This window comes from Streptomyces sp. ISL-87, assembly GCF_018614095.1.
In the GTDB taxonomy this organism is placed as follows: Bacteria; Actinomycetota; Actinomycetes; order Streptomycetales; family Streptomycetaceae; genus Streptomyces.
Window position 1 is genome coordinate 1 of the sequence record NZ_JAGGOY010000123.1, and the last position, 17,252, is coordinate 17,252.

General features: G+C 72.0%; 14 protein-coding genes. 5 read left to right on the forward strand and 9 right to left on the reverse strand.

What is annotated here, in order from left to right; translation table 11 throughout:
- Positions 1-263 precede the first annotated feature (263 nt).
- Complete coding sequence (locus J7I97_RS34835; protein ID WP_374195537.1) at positions 264-1,526, reverse strand: extracellular solute-binding protein; 1,263 nt, start codon at positions 1,524-1,526, stop codon at positions 264-266.
- 166 nt (positions 1,527-1,692) lie between these two features.
- Here J7I97_RS34835 and J7I97_RS34840 point away from each other — a divergent pair, with 166 nt between their 5' ends.
- Positions 1,693-1,908 carry a dodecin gene (locus J7I97_RS34840; protein WP_214943601.1) on the forward strand — a complete coding sequence of 72 codons (216 nt, stop codon included), beginning with the start codon at positions 1,693-1,695 and terminating at the stop codon, positions 1,906-1,908.
- Positions 1,909-2,004: 96 nt separating this feature from the next.
- Here J7I97_RS34840 and J7I97_RS34845 read toward each other — a convergent pair whose 3' ends face one another.
- Complete coding sequence (locus J7I97_RS34845; protein WP_214943604.1) at positions 2,005-2,499, reverse strand: HAD family acid phosphatase; 495 nt, start codon at positions 2,497-2,499, stop codon at positions 2,005-2,007.
- 125 nt (positions 2,500-2,624) lie between these two features.
- On the opposite strand from J7I97_RS34845, the gene J7I97_RS34850 reads away from it, so the two are divergent.
- Complete coding sequence (locus J7I97_RS34850) at positions 2,625-3,614, forward strand: MsnO8 family LLM class oxidoreductase (RefSeq protein WP_214943607.1); 990 nt, start codon at positions 2,625-2,627, stop codon at positions 3,612-3,614.
- A gap of 112 nt (positions 3,615-3,726) precedes the next feature.
- Complete coding sequence (locus tag J7I97_RS34855) at positions 3,727-6,117, forward strand: excinuclease ABC subunit UvrA (protein WP_214943610.1); 2,391 nt, start codon at positions 3,727-3,729, stop codon at positions 6,115-6,117.
- A gap of 23 nt (positions 6,118-6,140) precedes the next feature.
- On the opposite strand, the gene J7I97_RS34860 is transcribed toward J7I97_RS34855, so the two are convergent.
- The 4 genes from J7I97_RS34860 to J7I97_RS34875 all read right to left on the reverse strand — a co-directional run bounded on the left by J7I97_RS34860 (position 6,141) and on the right by J7I97_RS34875 (position 10,448).
- Positions 6,141-6,797, reverse strand: a complete 657-nt coding sequence (locus J7I97_RS34860) for a hypothetical protein (protein WP_251059458.1) — start codon at positions 6,795-6,797, stop codon at positions 6,141-6,143.
- Positions 6,798-7,030: 233 nt separating this feature from the next.
- On the reverse strand, positions 7,031-7,771 hold the full coding sequence (locus J7I97_RS34865; RefSeq protein ID WP_214943613.1) for a succinate dehydrogenase/fumarate reductase iron-sulfur subunit: 741 nt from the start codon (positions 7,769-7,771) through the stop codon (positions 7,031-7,033).
- Positions 7,768-9,717, reverse strand: a complete 1,950-nt coding sequence (locus J7I97_RS34870) for a fumarate reductase/succinate dehydrogenase flavoprotein subunit (protein ID WP_214943637.1) — start codon at positions 9,715-9,717, stop codon at positions 7,768-7,770. Before J7I97_RS34870 ends, J7I97_RS34865 begins: the two co-directional genes overlap by 4 nt.
- 26 nt (positions 9,718-9,743) lie before the next feature.
- Complete coding sequence (locus J7I97_RS34875; protein WP_214943616.1) at positions 9,744-10,448, reverse strand: succinate dehydrogenase cytochrome b subunit; 705 nt, start codon at positions 10,446-10,448, stop codon at positions 9,744-9,746.
- Between the two features lie 95 nt (positions 10,449-10,543).
- On the opposite strand from J7I97_RS34875, the gene J7I97_RS34880 reads away from it, so the two are divergent.
- Positions 10,544-11,422 carry a LysR family transcriptional regulator gene (locus J7I97_RS34880; RefSeq protein WP_214943619.1) on the forward strand — a complete coding sequence of 293 codons (879 nt, stop codon included), beginning with the start codon at positions 10,544-10,546 and terminating at the stop codon, positions 11,420-11,422.
- A 59-nt stretch (positions 11,423-11,481) separates the two neighbouring features.
- On the opposite strand, the gene J7I97_RS34885 is transcribed toward J7I97_RS34880, so the two are convergent.
- Positions 11,482-12,126: a TetR/AcrR family transcriptional regulator gene (locus J7I97_RS34885; protein WP_214943622.1), complete on the reverse strand. Its 645-nt coding sequence runs from the start codon at positions 12,124-12,126 to the stop codon at positions 11,482-11,484.
- 107 nt (positions 12,127-12,233) lie between these two features.
- On the opposite strand from J7I97_RS34885, the gene J7I97_RS34890 reads away from it, so the two are divergent.
- Positions 12,234-13,301 (forward strand): FAD-dependent monooxygenase, encoded by a 1,068-nt coding sequence (locus J7I97_RS34890; RefSeq protein WP_214943626.1) that lies wholly within the window; start codon positions 12,234-12,236, stop codon positions 13,299-13,301.
- A 28-nt stretch (positions 13,302-13,329) separates the two neighbouring features.
- On the opposite strand, the gene J7I97_RS34895 is transcribed toward J7I97_RS34890, so the two are convergent.
- Both J7I97_RS34895 and J7I97_RS34900 read right to left on the reverse strand, forming a co-directional pair.
- Positions 13,330-15,495 carry a bifunctional diguanylate cyclase/phosphodiesterase gene (locus tag J7I97_RS34895; protein ID WP_214943640.1) on the reverse strand — a complete coding sequence of 722 codons (2,166 nt, stop codon included), beginning with the start codon at positions 15,493-15,495 and terminating at the stop codon, positions 13,330-13,332.
- 173 nt (positions 15,496-15,668) lie between these two features.
- Positions 15,669-16,499 carry an SAM-dependent methyltransferase gene (locus tag J7I97_RS34900; RefSeq protein WP_214943629.1) on the reverse strand — a complete coding sequence of 277 codons (831 nt, stop codon included), beginning with the start codon at positions 16,497-16,499 and terminating at the stop codon, positions 15,669-15,671.
- Between the last annotated feature and the right edge of the window lie 753 nt (positions 16,500-17,252).

The window sequence follows — 17,252 nt, forward strand, 5'->3', positions numbered from 1 at the left end:
GGGGCAGGGTGGTGGACGGGGACAGGGGGGCGATTGTCATGGCGGCTCCTGATCCGGGCACGGAGAGCCAGGCCGGCAGGTGTGCGGCCTGGCTCTTTACTTCTTCCGTGACGGGCTGGATTCGACATGACCGCTCAGCGGCACTTGGATGTGCGGACGCTGAACTCAGCGCTCAGTGCTCAGCGCTCAGCGCTCAGCGCCCAGCGCCCAGCGCCCAGTGCCCAGTGCCCAGTGCCCAACGGTCGGAGCTCAGTGCCCAGTGCTCAACGGTCGGAGCTGAGAACCTTGCTGATCGTGTCCGAGGCCGTCCTGGCCGCCTGCTTGGGGTCCTGGCCGGTCAGCACGGCCGTCATGTACGGCTTGATCGGGTTCTTGGCCTCGACCTCGGCCCAGCGGGCGGACTTCGGGGTGGCCCGGCCCTGGGCGGCGCCGGGGGCCATGTTGGCGGCGCCCTCGTTGCCCTCGACCAGGTGCGCGAGGGTGGTCTTGTTCGGCACGTAGCTCATCGTGCGGGCGAGCTCGGTCTGCCATTCCTCGCTGACGAGTGCCGTGATCACGTCGACCGCCTCGCGCCGCTGCCTCGTCTTCTCGGGGATGATCAGGTCGGAGCCGCCGGTGAACACGGCCCCGGCCGTGTCGGAGGTCTTGCCGGGGATCGGGAAGAAGCCGAGCTTGCCCTTGAGCGCGGGGTTGGCCGCCTCGATCGCGGCGGCCTGGCCGGGCGGAGCGATGATCTGGGCGACCTGGCCGCGGGCGAAGACGTCGGACTGCGGGGGCGTCTCCTCGTCGGCGTCCTTGGGGCCGTCGCCGAGGGCCTGGAGCTGCTTGTAGAACGCCATGGCGGCCAGGGCCTTCTCGTCGTCGAGGGTGCCGACCCACTGGCCGCTGGTCTCGACGGCGAGTTCGCCGCCCTCGTCCCAGATGAACCCGGCGAGGACGTACCAGTTCTGGCCGGCCAGGTAGATGCCCTGGTGGTCGCCCTTGTGGAGCTTCTGGGTGGTCTGGATCCACTCCTGGCGGTTCTTGGGCGGGTTCTTGATCCCGGCGTTCGCGAAGAGGTCCTTGTTGTAGATCACCACACGGTTGGCGGCGTACCACGGGATGCCGTACTGGGCGCCGTTGACGCTTCCCGGGTCGGAGAGGCCCTTGAGCCAGTCCTTGCTGCCCCACTCGCGCAGGCCCTCAAGGGTGAGTTCGGACAGGCCGCCGGTCTCGACGTACTGGGCCACCTGGGTGTTGCCGACCTCGATGACGTCGGCGCTCTCCCGGCTGGTGCCGTCGAGCACGGCATTGACCTTGTCGCCGATGCCCGTCCACTCCTGGATCTTGACTTCGAGGTCGACGCCGAAGTGTTCCTTCTCGAAGTCCGACGTGAAGTTGGTGATGAACTCCTCCGAGGCGCTGCCCTTCATCAGCCAGAGCGTCACCTTTTCGGACCCTGCGGCCGATCCGGCCAACTGGCTGCACCCAGTGAGGGCGGTCGCGGCCGCGAGGGCGGTGCACACGGCAAGGAAGCGCATCTTCACGAAGGTCACCTTCTGGAGGTCCGGTCTCAGATGGCTTGAAATTGGCATAGACCAATGGGTGAGGGCAAGGGCCTTTCGCTCGGGATTGTTCACGCAAAGTTCGCGGACACGGACTTACTGGGGCACCTTGGAACAAGGCAACAGCGACCACTGTCGGGAGACCCCCATGTCCAACCACACGTACCGGGTGACCGAGATCGTCGGCACCTCCCACGAGGGCATCGATCAAGCCATCCGCAACGGGATCGCGCGGGCCGGCTCGACGCTGCGCAACCTGGACTGGTTCGAGGTCACTCAGGTGCGCGGGCACCTCGAGAACGGCGAGATCGCGCACTACCAGGTGGGGCTGAAGGTCGGCTTCCGGCTCGACGGTGAGGACTGACCTGGCACGGCCTGCCTGCCTGCCCTGCCCTGGCCAGGCCAGGCCAGGCCAGGCCAGGCCAGGCCAGGCCCGAGCCGACGCGCGGCGGCCGTGCCGTCAGGTGCGGCCCTCGCCCTCCTGGGCGGACTTGAGCTCCGGCGCGTCCGCCGCCCAGTTGGCCAGGACGACGCGGAAGCCCAGGGCGCGGGCGGCCTGGCACACGAGCTCGTCGTCGTCCACGAGCATCCGCACGTCCCGCCCCCGGGAGATCCGCTTGAGCACCTCCAGCTTGGTCGTACGCGCCGGGCGGCGGTCCTGGTTGCCGCGCATCCACAACCGCCCCTCCGGGAGCCCGTGCCGGGTGAGCCAGTCCGTCGTGTCCGCCCGGCACCGCTCCGGCCGGCCGGTCAGATACACCACCTCGCAGTCGGCCGTGCTCTCCACCGCGAGCGCCACCCCGCGCGCGAGCGGCGGATCGGCCGGGGCCGCGCCGAAGAAGCCGTCCCAGTCGCGGGGCCGGCTCTCCAGGAAGTGCTGGCGGTGGTCCGTGTCGGCCAAGGTGTTGTCGATGTCGAACACGGCCAGGGGCGGGCGGTCGTCGGTCTCACTCATGCGGCCAGCGTAGGGCGTGTCCCGCCCGGCCCCGCAGGGATTTCGCGGCGCCGGGTCCGTGGCCGGTCCCCGTCGCACCCCGGGCACGCGGGGAATCCTCACGGCCCCGGGACGTTGAGCACTGTGTGATCCGGAAACTCTCGATACTCGACCGGTCCCGCACCCGCGAAGGGCACCCGGCGCCGCAGGCGCTGCGCGACACCGTGGAGCTGGCCCGCGAGGCCGACCGGCTCGGCTACCACCGCTTCTGGGTGTCCGAGCACCACAGCGTCCCCGGGGTCGCGGGCTCCGCGCCGGCCGTGCTGGCCGCCGCCGTCGCCGGTGCGACCCGGCGGATCCGGGTCGGCACCGGCGGGGTGATGCTGCCCAACCACCAGCCCCTGGTGGTCGCCGAGCAGTTCGGGGTCCTGGAGTCGCTGTTCCCCGGCCGGATCGACATGGGGCTGGGCCGCTCGGTCGGCTTCACCGGCGGCATCCGGCGGGCGCTGGGCCGGGACACCGGCGACGCCGACCGGTTCGAGGAGCAGCTGGCCGAGCTGCTGGGCTGGCTCGACGGCAGCCAGGAAGCGCACCCCGAGGTGCACGCCCGCCCCGCGGAGGGGCTGCGCATTCCGCCGTACGTGCTGGCCACCGGTGAGGGTGCCGGTATCGCGGCCCGTGCCGGGCTGCCGCTGGTGGTGGGCGATCTGCGGGCCCGCGGCAGGATCACCGAGATCATCCAGAAGTACCGCGCGGAATTCCGGCCGTCCGCCTGGGGTGCGGAGCCGTACGTCGTGGCCTCCGGGACGGTGGCGGTGGCGGCCACCGCGGAGGAGGCCCGGCGGATCCTGGTACCGGAGGCCTGGTCCCTCGCCCACTCCCGCACCCGGGGCAGCTTCCCCCCGCTCCGCCCGGCCGAGGAGGTCGAGGCGCTGGAGATGACGCCCAAGGAGCGGGAGCTGTACGAGGGCGCCCTCGCCGGGCACATCCACGGCACGGAGGAGCAGGTCGCGGCCGAGCTGGGGCGGGTCGCGCAGGCCACCGGCGCGGACGAGCTGCTGGTCACCACGTCCACGTACGACCGGGCGGCCCTGCTGGACTCCTTCGGCCGCCTGGCCCGGCTCGCGGGGCTCTGACCCCGCACTGCGGGCCGTGCGATCCGGGGCGCCGATCCTCCCGTCGGGGTCGCCGGTCCTCCCGTCGGGGTCGCCGGTCCTCCCGTTGGGGTCGCCCCCTAAACTGGGGCGAATGCACCAGCCCACCTCCGCATCCGGCTCCCGCGATCCGTACGTCCGCGTCCGTGGCGCCCGGGAGCACAACCTGCGCGGCGTTGACGTGGACATCCCCCGCGACGCGCTGACGGTGTTCACCGGCGTCTCCGGCTCCGGCAAGAGCTCGCTCGCCTTCGGCACCCTCTACGCCGAGGCCCAGCGCCGGTACTTCGAGTCCGTGGCCCCGTACGCCCGCCGCCTGATCCACCAGATCGGCGCCCCGAAGGTGGACTCCATCACCGGGCTGCCGCCCGCCGTCTCGCTGGAGCAGCGGCGGTCCTCGCCCGGCTCGCGGTCCTCGGTCGGGACGGTGACCCTGCTGTCGAACTCGCTGCGCATGCTGTACTCCCGGGCCGGCACGTATCCCGCCGGAGCCCCGCGCCTGGATTCCGACGCCTTCTCGCCCAACACGGCGGCGGGCGCCTGCCCTTCCTGTCACGGGCTCGGCCGGATCCACCGCACCAGCGAGGAACTCCTCGTCCCCGACCCGGGGCTGTCGATCCGTCAAGGCGCCATCGCCGCCTGGCCCGGCGCCTGGCAGGGAAAGAACCTGCGGGACATCCTGGAGGTGCTGGGCTACGACGTGGATGCGCCCTGGCGGGAGTTGGCCGCCGAGGACCGCGAGTGGATCCTGTTCACCGAGGAGCAGCCGGTGGTCACCGTGCACCCGGTGCGGGACGCCGAGCGGATCCAGCGTCCGTACCAGGGCACGTATATGAGCGCGCACCGCTATGTGATGCGGACCTTCTCCGACAGCAAGAGCGCCACCCTGCGGGCCCGCGCGGAGCGGTTCCTCGCGGATTCCCCTTGCCCGGTGTGCGAGGGGCGGCGGCTGCGCCCCGAGGCGCTGGCCGTGACCTTCGCGGGCCGCACCATCGCGGAGCTGGCGGCTCTGGCGCTGACCGAGCTGGACGGCGTACTGGCCACCGCGCCGCCGGACGGGGAGGCGGCCCGGGTGCTCGCCGAGGACCTGCGCTCGCGGATCGCGCCCGTCACGGAGCTCGGCCTGGGCTACCTGAGCCTGGACCGGACCGCCCCGACCCTCTCGGCGGGTGAGCTTCAGCGGCTGCGGCTGGCCACGCAGCTGCGGTCCGGGCTGTTCGGGGTGGTGTACGTACTGGACGAGCCGTCGGCGGGGCTGCACCCGGCCGACACCGAGGCGCTGCTCGGCGTACTGGACCGGCTGAAGGCGGCCGGGAACACGGTGTTCGTCGTGGAGCACCACCTGGACGTGGTGCGGCACGCGGACTGGCTGGTGGACGTCGGGCCGCTGGCCGGGGAGCACGGCGGGCAGGTGCTGCACAGCGGGCCGCCCGAAGCGCTGGCGGGCGTGGCGGAGTCGGCGACGGCGCGGCATCTGTTCGGGGCGCCGGCGCCGGCCGAGGCCCGCGCGGTGCGGAAGGCGAGCGGATCCGTTCGGCTCAGCGGCATCGACCGGCACAACCTCCGTGATGTGAGCGCCGAGTTCCCGCTCGGAGTGTTCACCGCCGTGACCGGGGTGTCGGGGTCCGGCAAGTCCACACTGGTCGGCCAGGCGCTGGCCGGGGAGGTGGCCGGGCGGCTCGCGGAACCGGGCTTCGCGGTGCGTCGGCTGGTGGAGGTCGACCAGAAGCCGATCGGCCGGACTCCGCGGTCCAACCTGGCCACGTACACAGGGCTGTTCGATGTGGTGCGCCGGCTCTTCACGGCGTCCGCGCAGGCGCGGGCGCGCGGCTGGAAGGCGGGCCGGTTCTCCTTCAACGTGCCGGGCGGGCGGTGCGAAACCTGCCAGGGCGAGGGTTTCGTCTCGGTGGAGCTGCTGTTCCTGCCCAGTACGTATGCCCCGTGCCCGGAGTGCGGCGGCGCGCGGTACAACGCCGAGACTCTGGAGGTGCGGTACGAGGGGCTGACCATCGCGGAGGTGCTGTCGCTGACGGTGGAGGCCGCGTCCGGCTTCTTCGCGGAGGTCCCGGCGGCGGCGCGCAGCCTGCGGGCGCTGGAGGACATCGGGCTGGGCTATCTGCGGCTGGGGCAGCCGGCCACCCAGCTTTCGGGCGGCGAGGCGCAGCGCATCAAACTGGCGACGGAGTTGCAGCGGCTGCGCCGCGACCACACCCTCTACCTGCTGGACGAGCCGACGACGGGACTGCACCCGGCCGATGTGCGGGTACTGCTGCGGCAGTTGCACGGGCTGGTGGACGCCGGGCACTCGGTGGTGGTCGTGGAGCACGACATGGATGTGGTGGCGGGCGCGGACTGGGTCATCGACCTGGGCCCGGGCGGCGGCGCGGACGGCGGCCGGGTGGTCGCCGCCGGCACTCCGGCGGAGGTGGCCGCGGCGGACCGGGGCTACACGGCGCGCTACCTGGCCCGCGCCTTGTCCCGCTGAGTGCGGCCCGGTGGGGCCGCGCCTCAGGCGTCGCCGGGCAGGAGGTGCTGGGACAGTTCCCGGAAACTCCACTGTCCCCGGCGTCGGGTGAAGACCCAGATGAGGTCGTAGCGGTCGGGCCAGGTCGCGGGGACGCCGAGGACCTGGTGGGCGCCGATGGCGCGGACGAGGCGGGGGACGCCGGTGTGCTCCCAGCAGACGAGTACGGGCGCGGGCGCGGCCAGGGCGGCATGGGCCAGGGCGGCTTCGGCGCCGACCGGGAACTCGGTGCGCAGCGGGGTACGCAGGGCGGTGGCCAGTGCCGCCACGGTCTGCTTGCACCGGGCGGGGGCGGCTGCCGCCTTGCCACCGGCCGCGAAGACCGTCGTGGGGCGGGGCAGCGAAGCGCTACGGGCGGGGGTGAACAGGCGGGGCAGCTCCTCGGCCCTGCGCCAGCCGCGGCCGGCCAGGAATCCGGGGTCCTCGTTGCCGTCGGCGTCCTCGCCGGTGCCCCCCGCGGAGGGCTTCTCGGCGTGCCGGATCACCATGACCAGGGTGTCCTTGGGCGCGGGCCGCGGACCTCCGGCCGGGGTGCGGGGGCCTTCCTCGGCGGTGCAGCCGGCCACCGCCAGCGGGGCGAGCGCGGCCGCCGCCAGTACGGTGCGGCGCGTCGGTCGGGTCCCGGTGGTGGCTTGTGGCATGGGGCCCACTGTCTCCCATGGCCCGGACACCGCCGGGCACGGCGCGGCGTGGGTCCCGTACGAGCGCCCGGTCGGCGGATCGGGTCAGCCGATCGGCCCACGGGCGGGGAGGGGCGGGGGCCCGCCCGGCCGGTGATCGCGGGCGCCGGGGTGCTCGTACGGGGTCCTGCGGTGGCGCTGGGAAGGCGGACGGGGTCAGCCCTTGCGGAAAGGGTCAGCCCTTGCGGAACGGGTCAGCCCTTGCGGACCGCCCGCAGCCACTCCTTGTTCATGGCGGCGATCGACGGCAGCGGAATGCCCTTGGGGCAGGCCGTCGCGCATTCGCCGGTCAGGGTGCAGCCGCCGAAGCCCTCGCCGTCCATCTGGGCCACCATGTCCAGCACCCGGCTCTCGCGTTCGGGCGAGCCCTGCGGGAGCACGTTGAGGTGGTTGATCTTGGCGGAGGTGAAGAGCATCGCCGAGCCGTTGGGGCAGGCCGCCACACACGCCCCGCAGCCGATGCACTCGGCGTGCTCGAAGGCGTGGTCGGCGTCGGCCTTGGGCACGGCGGTGGCGTGCGCCTCGGGGGCGGCTCCGGTGGGGGCGGTGATGTAGCCGCCGGCCTGGATGATCCGGTCGAAGGCGCTCCGGTCGACGACCAGGTCCTTGACCACCGGGAAGGCCGAGGCCCGCCAGGGTTCGACGTCGATGGTGTCGCCGTCGGAGAAGGACCTCATGTGCAGCTGGCAGGTGGTGGTGCGCTCGGGACCGTGGGCGTCGCCGTTGATGACGAGGCTGCACGCACCGCAGATGCCCTCGCGGCAGTCGTGGTCGAAGGCGACCGGGTCCTCACCGCGCAGGATGAGGTCCTCGTTGAGGGTGTCGAGCATCTCCAGGAACGACATGTCCTTGGAGATGCCGTCGACCTCGTACGAGGCCATGGCGCCGGGGGCGTCGGTGTTCCGCTGGCGCCAGACGCGCAGGGTGAGCTTCATGCGTAGCTCCGCTGGGTGGGGTGGACGTACTCGAAGACGAGGTCTTCCTTGTGCAGGACGGGGGCCGCGCCGGTGCCCTGGTACTCCCAGGCGGCCGCGTAGCCGAATTCCTCGTCACGGCGGGCGGCTTCGCCCTCGGGGGTCTGGGACTCCTCGCGGAAGTGGCCGCCGCAGGACTCGGCGCGGTGGAGGGCGTCGAGGCACATCAGCTCGGCGAGCTCCAGGTAGTCGACGATGCGGTTGGCCTTCTCCAGCGACTGGTTGAACTCCCCGCCGCTGCCGGGGACCTTGATGCGCCGCCAGAACTCCTCACGGATCTCCGGGATGCGGGCGAGCGCCTTGCGCAGTCCGGCGTCGGTGCGGGCCATTCCGCAGTACTCCCACATGAGTTCACCGATCTCGCGGTGGAAGGAGTCGGGGGTACGGTCCCCGTCGACGGCGAGCAGCTTCTCCAGGCAGTCGCGCGTCTCGCGGATGGCGGCCGCGGCCTCGGGGTGGGTGTCGTCGATGGTGTCCTGGTGCGGGTGGCGGGCCAGGTAGTCGTTGATGGTGGAGGGGAGTACGAAGTAGCCGTCGCCGAGGCCCTGCATCAGCGCGGAGGCGCCGAGGCGGTTGGCGCCGTGGTCGGAGAAGTTGGCCTCGCCGATCGCGAACAGGCCGGGGACGGAGGTCTGGAGGTCGTAGTCGACCCAGAGGCCGCCCATCGTGTAGTGCACGGCGGGGTAGATCCGCATGGGGACCTCGTACGGGTTCTCCGCGGTGATCCGCTCGTACATCTCGAAGAGGTTGCCGTACTTCTCGGCGACCTTGTCCTTGCCCATCCGGCGGATGGCGTCGGCGAAGTCGAGGTACACGCCCTGGCCGCCGGGGCCGACGCCGCGGCCCTCGTCGCAGACGTTCTTGGCGGCGCGTGAGGCGATGTCGCGGGGCACGAGGTTGCCGAACGAGGGGTAGATCCGCTCCAGGTAGTAGTCGCGCTCCGCCTCGGGGATCTCGGCGGCGGGCCGGGTGTCGCCCTGCGCCTTGGGGACCCAGATCCGGCCGTCGTTGCGCAGGGACTCGCTCATCAGGGTGAGCTTGGACTGGTGGTCGCCGGTGCGCGGGATGCAGGTGGGGTGGATCTGGGTGAAGCACGGGTTGGCGAAGTACGCGCCGCGCCGGTGCGCCCGCCAGACGGCGGTCGCGTTGGAGTTCATGGCGTTGGTGGAGAGGTAGAAGACGTTGCCGTAGCCGCCGCTCGCCAGCACGACCGCGTCGGCGTAGTACGTGTCGATCCTGCCGGTGATCAGGTCGCGGGCGACGATGCCGCGGGCCACTCCGTCGACGGTGATCAGGTCGAGCATCTCGGTGCGGGCGTGCATCTCGACGTTGCCGGCGGCGATCTGCCGGGACAGGGCCTGGTAGGCGCCGAGGAGGAGCTGCTGGCCGGTCTGGCCGCGGGCGTAGAAGGTACGGGAGACCTGGACGCCACCGAAGGAGCGGGTGTCGAGGAGGCCGCCGTACTCGCGGGCGAAGGGGACGCCCTGGGCCACGCACTGGTCGATGATCTCCACGGAGATCTGGGCGAGGCGGTGGACGTTGGACTCGCGGGCGCGGAAGTCGCCGCCCTTGACGGTGTCGTAGAAGAGGCGGTGTACGGAGTCGCCGTCGTTGCGGTAGTTCTTGGCGGCGTTGATGCCGCCCTGGGCGGCGATGGAGTGGGCGCGGCGCGGGGAGTCGGAGAAGCAGAACTGGACGACGTGGTAGCCCTGTTCGGCGAGGGTGGCGCCGGCCGCGCCGCCGGCCAGGCCGGTGCCGACGACGATGACGGTGTGCTTGCGGCGGTTGGCCGGGTTGACCAGCTTGGCCTCGAAACGGCGGCGGTCCCAGCGCTCCGCGATCGGGCCCTCGGGGGCCTTGGTGTCGGCGATGGGTTCGCCGGTGGTGTAGCTGGCGTACTCGCTCATACTCATGGTTTCGCTCGTGCTCATGGTCAGCTCACCACTCCGGTCATGACGGCGACGGGGACGGACACGAAGCCCGCGAAGAGGACGAGGGCCAGGGCATTGGCCAGGAACTTCAGGGTCCGGTCGCGCCGGGCGTTGCCCGCGCCGAGGGTCTGGGCGGCGCTCCAGAAACCGTGCCGGACGTGGAGTCCGAGGGCGGCCATCGCGACGATGTAGATGGTGTTGCCGTACCAGGTGGAGAAGGTGGCGAGGACGTTCTGGTACGGGTGGCCGGCCCACGCGCGCTCGTTGACGGTGAGCGTGGTGAGGTCGAGCAGGTGCCAGACGATGAACAGGGCGAGGATGACGCCGCCCCAGCGCATGGTGCGCGTCGCGTAGCTCGCGCGGCGGCGCTTGTGGGCGTACTTGACGGGGCGCGCCTTGATGTCCCGGCGGCTGAGCTGGTACGCGGACACCGCGTGCGCAAGCACGGAAGCGAGCAGGACGACGCGTGTCGCCCACAGGCCCCAGTGGCTGTGCAGGAAGGGCTCGCCCATGTGGCGCAGCCAGTGCCCGTAGGCGTTGAACTCCTCCGCCCCGAAGAAGATCTTGAGGTTGCCCATCATGTGGACGACCAGGTATCCGAGCATGATCAACCCGGACACCGCCATCACGGACTTCTTGCCGACGGTGGAGTCCCAGAGCGTGCGCGTGATGGACGGCCGTCGATCCGTCCGCGTTGCCAGAGCCATGCCAGAGACGGTAGGGACCAACGCCCCGAGAGGTCCAAGACATGATAACGCTCATCTCGATAGCCCTTGCCTATGCAAGGGTTTATCCTGGGCCGATGCAGTTCCAGCAGCTCCTGTACTTCGTGGCCGTCGCCGAGACCCGGCACTTCACGCGCGCCGCTGAGCGGGTGCATGTCGCCCAGCCCTCGCTCTCGCAGCAGATCAAGGCGCTCGAACGGGAGCTGGGGGCCGAGCTGTTCAGCCGGGCGCGGGGGAACATCGCGCTCACCGACGCCGGCGAGGCGCTGTTGCCGCTGGCCCGGCGGATCCTGGCGGACGCGGACACCGCGCGGCTGGAGGTGCAGGAACTGGCTCAGCTGCGGCGCGGGCGGGTCCGGCTGGGGGCCACGCCGAGCGTGTGCACGGGCATGCTGCCGGATGTACTGCGCGCCTTCCACACCGCGCACCCGGGGATCGAGCTGCTGATCGAGGAGAGCGGCTCGCTGGACCTGGTACGGGAGCTGGCGCGCGGGGCCCTGGACCTCGCGCTGATCGCCCTGCCGCTGCCCCCCTCGGCGCCCGCGCTGACCACGGTGGAGCTGCTTACGGAGGACCTGGTGGTGGTCTCCTCGGCGGCGCTCCCGCCCCCGGCGGGAGGCGGCCCGCTCACCGTGTCGGCCCTGCGCGAAGAGCCGATGGTGATGTTCCGCCACGGCTACGACCTGCGGGACCTGACGGTGGCCGCGTGCCGGGCGGAGGGTTTCGAGCCGGTGTTCACGGTGGAGGGCGGCGAGATGGACGCGGTCCTGGGCTTCGTCCGCGCGGGCCTGGGCATCGCGGTGGTTCCGGCCATGGTCGTCGACCATGCCGGCCCGGGCCTCCGCAGCACCCCGCTCGCGGGCTCCCCGCTGCGCCGCACCATCGCACTGGCCCACCGCACGGACGTCGCTCCGCCCCGCGCGGCACGGGAGCTCCGGCGTTTGCTGTTGGGCTGATCGGCGCCCTCGCCGACGCCGCCCTGTGACGCGCTGCGCGCGGGGACGCCGGGCGGCCGTCAGGCCTTGCGTATCGGCAGGGCGTCGTCGAGCCCGGAGGCCAGCATCGTGAAGGCCCGGTCGGCGTCGGTGACAGCAGCCGGGTGCGCTTCCTCGGCGCTCAGGCCGGACTCGATGCGGCGCCAGTTCTCCCGGCCCAGCTCATGGCGGACCGCCACCAGGTGCAGCGCCGCCAGCCTGGCGGTGAGCGCCGGGACCCATTCCGCCTCGAGCACGGCGGCGAGCAGCTCCACCTCGCGGTCGGTGTAGTGGCCCAGCCGGGTCTCCAGGCTGGTGGTGGAGTAGAGCAGGCGCTGGAAGGCGACGACGTTGGGGTGGTCGCAGAGGCCGGTGATCGGATCCCGTTCGGCGAGGGCCGCGAGGAAGTGGGCGTGCACCGCCCCGACCGGGCTCTGCCCGGCGTCCCGGTCGCGCACGATGCGCGCGGCCTCGTCCTGATGGTCGGCGAACCGGTCGAGGACGAGGTCCTCCTTGCTGGGGAAGTACCGGAACAGCGTGGGCTTGGAGACCTCCGCCGCGGCGGCGACATCCGCCACCGACACGGCGTCGAAGCCCCGTTCCAGGAAGAGTTCCAGCGCCGTGGCCGCCAGCTGGCGACGCGTACGGAGCTTCTTGTTCTCGCGCAGACCCGTCGTGTTCTCCATGCGCACAGCGTAGCACAGAACAATGACCGAGTTAATTTCTTAACCGGGTTGCTTTTTTGATCGGGAGCCGCTTTCCTTGAGTCATCGACACGACGAGAGGACATCCGATGACCGACGTACTGATCGCGGGCTCCGGCCCCACCGGCCTCACCCTCGCCTGCGACCTGGCCAGCCGCGGTATCGGCGTGCGGATCGTGGACCAGCGGCCCACACCCCACGGTGAGTCACGCGGCAAGGGCCTCCAGCCGAGCAGCCTGGAGGCCTTCGAGGAACTCGGCGTGGCCGAAACCCTGAGGGCCATCGGCAGGACGGGGGTCGTCTTGCGCAAGTACTTCGACGGATCGCACGTCAAAGACACCGAGGTCGACGGCGGCCTGCTCATAGGGCAGTGGCAGGTCGAGGAGGTACTGCGCGACCGGCTCGCCGAGTTCGGCGTGCGGGTGGAGTACGGGGCACGGCTCACCGAAATCGCCCAGGATCCGACCGGGGTTGAGGCGAAACTGGCGGACGGCACCGCGATCCGGGCCGCATATCTCGCCGGATGCGACGGCGGGCACAGCACGACGCGCACGGTCCTCGGGATTCCCTTCGAGGGGCACACCGAGGACGGGCAGGCGATGATGCTCGGGGATGTCACGGCGCCGGGGCTCGGGCGGGACGTATGGCACCAGTGGTTCAGCTCGGACGGCGGCGGGATGCTGCTCTGCCCGATACCCGGTACGGACATCTTCCAGCTTCAGTCATCGCCGGAGCTGGACGAGCGGGGCGAGCCGCTGCCGCCCTCGCTGGAGAGTTTCCAGCGGCTCTTCGACCGGCACGCCCGGCTGCCCGGGATCCGGCTGTCGCAGGCCACCTGGCTCTCGGCCTGGCGGGTCAACGTCCGGATGGCCGCCCGGATGCGCGAGGGCCGGGCCTTCCTCGCAGGCGACGCGGCGCATGTCCATCCGATAGCCGGCGGGCTCGGGATGAACACCGGCATTCAGGACGCCGTCGCCCTCGGCCGGACGCTGGCGGCCGTCCTCACCGGGCAGGGCGGTGAGGACGTGCTCGACGGGTACGAGGCGGAGCGGCTGCCCGTGGCCGCCGAGGTCCTGGCCGATACGGCTCGGCGGTACGAGCGCGTCATCGCGGCCGTGCGCACGCCCGGCGTCGGGACGGAGGCGGGCCTGGGCTGACCGGCAGCACCGGGCCCGATCCCGTCGGTCAGAGAGTGGACACGGCGTCCGAGAGGGAGAGGGTGTGGATGCGGTCCGGGGCGCCGGGCCGGGCGTAGTACCAGCCCTGCGCGGTGTCACAGCCGAGGTCGCGGAGCTGGGCCGCCTGGGCGCCGGTCTCCACACCCTCCACAGTGACGGCGAGTTCGAGGCTGTGCGCCAGGGCGACTATGCCCTCCACGATCTTGACGTCGACGGGGTCCGCCGGCTGCTGCTGCATCCCCTGGGTGAAGGAGCGGTCCAGCTTCAGGACGCTGACCGGGAGGCGGCGCAGGTTGGCCAGGTTCGAGTAGCCCGTGCCGAAGTCGTCGAGCGCGATGTCCACGCCGAGGGCTGCGAGCCGGCGCAGCGGTTCCAGGAATTCGTCGTCGGCGCCGATCAGGGCCGACTCGGTGACCTCCAGGCACAGCGCGCCGGGGGCCAGGCCGGAGTTCTCCAGCACGGCCACGGTGTCGGCGACCAGGCCGGGGTGGTGCAGCTGGGTCGGCGAGAGGTTGACGTTGATCCGCAGGGCCGAACCACCGAGCTGGTTCTGCCAGTTGCGGGCCTGGCGGACGGACTCCTCCAGGACCCAGCGGCCGAGCGGCACGATCAGCCCGGTCCGTTCGGCGAGCGGGATGAAGCGGTCCGGGCCGAGCACCCCGTACTGCGGGTGCGACCACCTGACCAGCGCCTCGGCGCCGTGCACGCTGCCGTCGTGCATGTGCACCAGGGGCTGGTACTCGATGAAGAACTCGCCGCGTTCCAGGGCCGCGGGCAGGGCGTTGGTCAGGCCGTGGCGGGTGATGGCCCGGGCGTCGGCCTCCGCGTCGGCGAACTCGAAGCGGTTGCCGCCGGCCGCCTTCGCCCGGTACATGGTGATGTCGGCGCTGCGCAGCACCTCCGCCGGGGTGCGTTCGCCCGCCGGTCCCTCGACGATGCCGATGCTGCCCCGGACCGTCAGCTCCCGGCCGTCCAGCCGGATGGGGGTGGACAGCGCGGTGAGGATGCGGACCGCGAGTTCGGTCGCCGTCTCCTCGGTTTCGGGGCCGGTGGTCAGTGCCACGAACTCGTCGCCGCCGAGCCGGGCGACGACCTCGCCGGGTCCGGTCGCGCAGCTCTGCAGCCGGTCCGCGACCTCCACGAGCAGCCGGTCGCCCGCCGAGTGGCCGAGGCTGTCGTTGACGGCCTTGAAGCCGTCGAGGTCCAGATAGCAGAGGCCGAAGCGGCTGCCGCCCGCCCCGTTCAGGGCCTTCTCCAGCCGTTCGAAGAACAGCGTCCGGTTGGGCAGCCCGGTGAGCGCGTCGTGCGTGGCCTCGTAGCGGAGCCGGAGGTTCAGCAGCCGGCGTTCGGTGGTGTCCTCCATCAGGGCCAGCTGGTACTGCGGACGGCCCTCGGCGTCGCGCAGCAGCGACACCGTCAGGTTGGTCCAGAGCACGGTGCCGTCGTGGCGGTAGTACGGCTTCTCCACGCGGTAGTGCTCGCGCTCGCCGCGCACGAGTTCCGCGTACATCTTCCAGACGTGCGGGGTGTCGTCGGGGTGGCCCCACTCGCTGACGTTGCGGCTGCGGACGTGCCCTTCCAGACCGCCGAACATCTGGAGCAGGGTGTCGTTGACCTCCAGGACGTTGCCCTCGAGGTCGGCGATGCCGATCCCGATGGCCGCGCCCTCGAAGACCGCCCGGAAGCGCTCCTCGCTCGCGTGCAGGGCCTGCTGGGCGTCGGCGCGGGCGGTCAGCGCGGAGCGGGCGATCGCCTCCTGCTCCTTGAGGGTGCGCTCGCGCAGGGCCCGGGCGAACCCCGCCGCGATCCCGTGCTGGAGGCGGGCGCAGCGGGCCCGGTACTCCTCGGTGCCCTCCGTGCCGGCGCCGTCCGGCCCGCAGTACAGCACCAGGTACGACTCGACCACGCCGAGCGTGCGGGACAGGGCCTCCGGGTCGGTGCAGTGCACGGCGACGAGTTCCGCGCCCACCCGCTGGGCCACGGCCGCGTCGGAGGGGCGGGCGTGCAGGGCCTCGGCGAGCGTGCGGGTGAGCGGTACGAGGTGGCGCTCGAACTCGGGCCGGGTCAGCGAGGTCGCCGTGACGGGGAAGATGGCCCGCCCCCAGATGGTGGCGAACCGTGCGATCCGGTCCTCCAGGCCGCTGCGGAGCGCGGCGGGCGACGCCGGCGTGATCCGCGTGGTGGCAGGCCCCTCCTCGTCGCCCGCCCCGCCCTGCGACCGCGACCGCGACTGGGGTGTGGCCTGCGGGCAGGCCGACTCGGCCTGGGCGGCCGTGAGGGCCGTATCTTCCGGGGCCGACGCAGGGTCAGGGGTCGGTGTGCCAGGAGGCACCGCGGCCGGAAGTCTCACGCCTTGCGCCCCACACCCGCGAAGCCCGAGAAGGCGTACGGGTCCTCAGGAGCCTCGCCGTCCTCCGGGGCCTCGGCGCCGCCCGCGTGCCAGTTCGGCATCGCGACAACACCCGGGTCGACCAGCTCGAACCCGTCGAAGAAGCGGCTGATCTCCTCGCCGCTGCGCATCACGAGCGGGTTGCGGATGTCCCGGTAGACGCCGACGGCCCCACCCGCGACCTCCTCCGAGAGCGGGATCCCCTCGAACGAGGCGTGGGTGAGGATCAGCAGGCTGCCGGGGGCGAGCGCGTCGCGCAGGGCGGCGACGGCGGCGTACGGCTCGTCCGCGTCCTCCATGAAGTGCAGGACCGCGACCAGCAGCAGGGCGACCGGGCGGTCGAGGTCCAGCAGCCGCTCGACCTCGGGGGCGGCCAGGATCTCCTGCGGCTTGCGCAGGTCGGCGGCGACGACGGCGGTGCGGTCGTCGCCGTCCAGCACGGCCCGGCTGTGCGCGACGGCCACCGGGTCGTGGTCGACGTAGACCACGCGCGCCTCGGGGCTGGCGGCCTGGGCTATCTCGTGGACGTTGCCGAAGGTCGGGATGCCGGAGCCGATGTCGAGGAACTGGGTGATGCCCTGGTCGGCGGCGTGCCGCACGGCACGGCGCATGAATGCCCGGTTGGCCTGCATGATCTTCGGGAGGCCCGGGATGAATTCCATGGCCCGGCGGGCGGCCTGGCGGTCGACCTCGAAATTGTGGGAGCCGCCCAGGTAGTAATCGTAGATGCGGGACACGCTCGGCACCGATATGTCGATGCCTGGCGGGGCCCAGGAGGGGCGCTCCATCGGGGTCTCCAAGCCGTAGTGGTTCCGTGGTCCGCACGGGTCGGACTCCTGTCCGAGCCGAATCTACTGATCATTGCCCAACAGGGCGAGCAAAAGCGGAAATTGGCGATCCGTTCTTGGTCACACACCAAAGGCACGTGCGGCACCAGATGTGACCAATGACCGAAACCGACAAATGCCTTTTGACTATTGCCCGGGGGTGATCGGAACCCTGCTGCGACTGGCTCAAACCCATAGGGTCGCAACTCCGCCCGTTCAGGCGAACCGGAGCCGACCCGAGGGTGAGTGGGCCCGCGCGGGCCCATGCTCCCCGGGTGAACAGAGCCTGTGCCCGGCGCCTGCTGGCGGTCCCGGTCCTGCTGTGGGCGGCGCTGTCGGCCGCACCAGCGGTGGCTGACAGCTGCGCCTACGCGACGATCGACGCGGACGATGGTACGACCGCCGTCCGGGTGTCCGCGGCTGCCGGCAGCCGCGGGGGCGGAGCCGGCCGAGGTGGCGGACATCACGGCGGCGGCCACGGCGGAAACCACGGCAGCGGCCACGGCGGCAGCCACGGCGGAGGCCACGGAGGAGGCCATCACAGCGGGCACCACTGCCCGCCGCCGCCTCCCCCGCCCTGCCCTCCGAAGCCGACACCGACACCGACACCCACACCCAAGCCCACCCCCAAGCCGACGCCGACCCCCACGCCACCGCCCAAGCCGACCCCGCCGCCCAAGCCCGCACCGCCGCCACCCCCGCCCAAGCCGGCGC